This is a genomic window from Legionella sp. ST3F1 (assembly GCF_048553315.1).
GTDB lineage: Bacteria > Pseudomonadota > Gammaproteobacteria > Legionellales > Legionellaceae > Tatlockia > Tatlockia donaldsonii.
The window spans coordinates 1-250 of the sequence record NZ_JBLZIO010000085.1; the positions used below are offsets into that span (position 1 = coordinate 1).

Consider the following 250-nt stretch of genomic DNA (forward strand, 5'->3'; position numbering starts at 1 on the left):
TCACTCCTCACTCATATGGGCTGAGATAACCACGATGGGAGTGTGTTGATTCAGTGTGCTATTGCGAATAAGAGGTAGCAATTCAATCCCGGGTCTATCCGGTAGCCCCAAGTCAGAAATCATGCACTGGTAGGTTTGTTCTGCCAATCGCTCTGTTGCTTCCTCAGCAGTACTGGCCAATTCGCCACTACTGATCATCGAAGATAATTTTATCTGCCAGAAAATCTATGTTGCAGCACTGCGTGATTAT

General features: G+C 46.0%; 1 protein-coding gene. It reads right to left on the reverse strand.

Going from position 1 to position 250, the window contains the following annotated elements:
* A complete protein-coding gene (locus tag ACN4Z1_RS16040; protein WP_419423065.1) occupies positions 1-198 on the reverse strand; it encodes a response regulator in 198 nt (65 codons plus the stop codon).
* Between the last annotated feature and the right edge of the window lie 52 nt (positions 199-250).

What these genes read in the sequence shown, in the direction of transcription:
- ACN4Z1_RS16040 (WP_419423065.1), bottom strand. Translation starts at nt 198, where the DNA reads ATGATCAGTAGTGGCGAATTGGCCAGTACTGCTGAGGAAGCAACAGAG.